This is a genomic window from Ruegeria sp. YKSF070, from assembly GCF_059612725.1.
The window spans coordinates 1-2,615 of the sequence record NZ_JBXWRD010000103.1; the positions used below are offsets into that span (position 1 = coordinate 1).

Annotated in this window: 3 protein-coding genes; all 3 read right to left on the reverse strand. The window is 64.9% G+C overall.

Going from position 1 to position 2,615, the window contains the following annotated elements; translation table 11 throughout:
• A partial coding sequence (locus AC2FL1_RS23345) for an ABC transporter ATP-binding protein (RefSeq protein ID WP_496878514.1) occupies window positions 1-967 on the reverse strand: 967 nt, incomplete at its 3' end.
• Window positions 968-1,957 (reverse strand): ABC transporter ATP-binding protein, encoded by a 990-nt coding sequence (locus AC2FL1_RS23350; RefSeq protein ID WP_496825860.1) that lies wholly within the window; start codon window positions 1,955-1,957, stop codon window positions 968-970. It lies immediately after the preceding gene.
• The coding region (locus tag AC2FL1_RS23355; RefSeq protein WP_496878515.1) for an ABC transporter permease at window positions 1,957-2,615 on the reverse strand (659 nt) is incomplete at its 5' end. The genes AC2FL1_RS23350 and AC2FL1_RS23355, both read right to left, overlap by 1 nt.

Below are 2,615 nucleotides of genomic sequence, written 5' to 3' on the forward strand. Positions count from 1 at the left end.
GATGGCAGGCAACGCGCTGACCGCCGGCAACCGTGCGCAACACTGGCTCGGCCTCGCGACATTGCGGTTGCGCCACCGGGCAGCGATTGGCGAACCGGCACCCGGGCGGCAGGTTCACAGGGTCGGGCGGGTCGCCCGGAATGAGGATGCGCCGCGTCGCCGCCCGCCGCGCCTTGTCGACCGAGGGCACCGCAGAGAGCAACGCCGCCGTATAGGGATGCAGCGGGTTGTTGAACAGGCTCAGCCGGGGGCCATGTTCGACGATCCGGCCCATATACATCACCGCGATGGAATCGCACATGTGCTGGACCACGCCCAGATCGTGGCTGATAAAGAGATAGGTCAGCCCGAATTCCTTTTGTAGCCGCCGGAGCAGATTGAGGATCTGCGCCTGAACCGCCACGTCCAGCGCCGAGACCGGCTCGTCGCAGATGATCAGTTCGGGCCGGGTGGCCAGCGCTCGTGCGATGCCGATGCGTTGTCGCTGCCCGCCCGAGAATTGATGGGGGAAAAGCCGCTTCTGCTCGGGCCGCAGACCGACCTGAACGAACAGTTCGTCGATCACCTTTTGCTGGTCTACGCGCGGCATGTCGGTGAGGCTTTGCAGTGGTTCGCGCACCACATCCTCGGCCCGCTGGCGCGGGTTGAGGCTGGAATAGGGATCTTGAAAGATGAACTGAACCTTGCGCCGGACCTTGCGCAGGGCCTCGCCCTCAAGCCCCAGGATATCGGCCCCGTCCAGCTCGACCCGGCCGGAATGCGCCGCCACCAGCCGCGCCACCGCCAGCGCGGTGGTTGTCTTGCCCGAGCCGCTTTCGCCCACGATGGCCAGCGTCTCGCCCCGCGCAAGCGCAAAGCTGACACCGTCAACCGCATCGAGGAACTGCTTGCGGCCAAAGACGCCGCCACGGCGCACCGCAAAGCGCACGGTCAGGTTTTCGACGTCGAGAAGGGGCCGGTCGGTCATTTACAGCGTCTCCGCATGCCAGCAATCGGCCAGCTGTCCGTTGTCAAACCCCATTGCCGGAGGGCGCTGGCGCAGGCATTGCTCGGTCCGGTAGGCGCAGCGCGAGGCAAAAAGGCAGCGATCCTGTCCGAATTCGCGCAAACCGGGCACAATGCCGGGCACCTCGGTCAGGTCGGGACGGTCCTCGGTCAGGGTCGCCATGATATGGGGCACGCATGAAATCAGCCCCTTGGTATAGGGGTGGCGCGGATGGTCGATGATCTGGTCCACCGGCCCGATCTCGGCATTGCGCCCGGCATACATGACGATCATACGCTCGGCCATTTCCGCCACTGCCCCCATGTCATGGGTGATCAGGATGATCGAGGTACCGGTATCGCGCCGCAGATCGCGCAGCAGGTCAAAGATCTGCGCCTGCACGGTCACGTCCAGCGCGGTGGTCGGTTCGTCCGCGATCAGGATCTTGGGACGGCAGGCCAGCGCCATGGCGATCATCACCCGCTGGCGTTGCCCGCCTGACATCTGGAACGGGTAATCCCCCGCCCGCGCCCGCGCATTGGGGATGCGCACCGCGTCCAGCAGGTCGGCCGCCATGTCGCGCGCGGCGCGGGCCGACAGGCCCTGATGGGCGCGCAGCACCTCGGCGATCTGCTCGCCCACCGTATAGACCGGATTAAGCGAGGTCATCGGCTCCTGAAAGATCATCGAGATCTCGTTGCCGCGAATGTCGCGCAAGCGACTGTCGCTGGCCGCGGTCAGGTCCTCGCCCTCGAACAGGATGCGGCCCGATGCGACGCGGCCCACCCCCTCGGGTAAGAGCCCCATGATCGCCAGCGCTGTCATCGACTTGCCGCAGCCGCTTTCGCCGACAAAGCTTATGTTTTCGCCATGTCCCAGTTCAAAGGACAGGTTGTCGATCACAGGCGCCACGCCCGCGCGGGTGGTCAGCTCGATTCGCAGGTTTTCGACCTTGAGCAGTGCTTCGGTCATCAGCGCGCCCTCAGTTTCGGGTTGAGCGCATCGTTGAGCCCATCGCCCACCAGCGAGATGCACAGAACGGTGACAAAGATCGCCACGCCCGGAATGGTGACGGTAAAGCTGGCATCCAGGAAATAGGTCCGGTTAGAGCCGATGATCTGGCCCCAGCTGACCACGTTGGGATCGGTCAGGCCAAGGAAGGACAACCCCGCCTCGAACAGGATGGCCGAGCCCACCATCAGCGCCGATTGCACGATGATCGGCGGCAGCGCGTTGGGAAGGATCACCCGGAACATCAGCTTGGCGTTCCGAGCGCCCGAGGCGCGGCTGGCGGTAACATATTCCAGCTCGCGGATGCGCAGGAACTCGGCCCGGGTGATGCGCGCCACGGCGGTCCAACTGACCACGCCGATAGCAAAGGTGATCATCGGCAGCGAGGCCCCGAACAGCGCCACGATCACCATCGAGAACAGCAGCGTCGGCAGCACCTGAAAGAACTCGGTAAAGCGCATCAGCGCCTCTTCGACCCAGCCGCGATAGAACCCGGCCAGCGCCCCTACGGTGACACCGATGAAGATCGAGACAAAGGCGGCGGACAGGCCGATGATGATCGACACCCGCGCGCCGCTGATGATCATCGCCAGCAGGTCGCGGCCCAGGTAATCAGTGC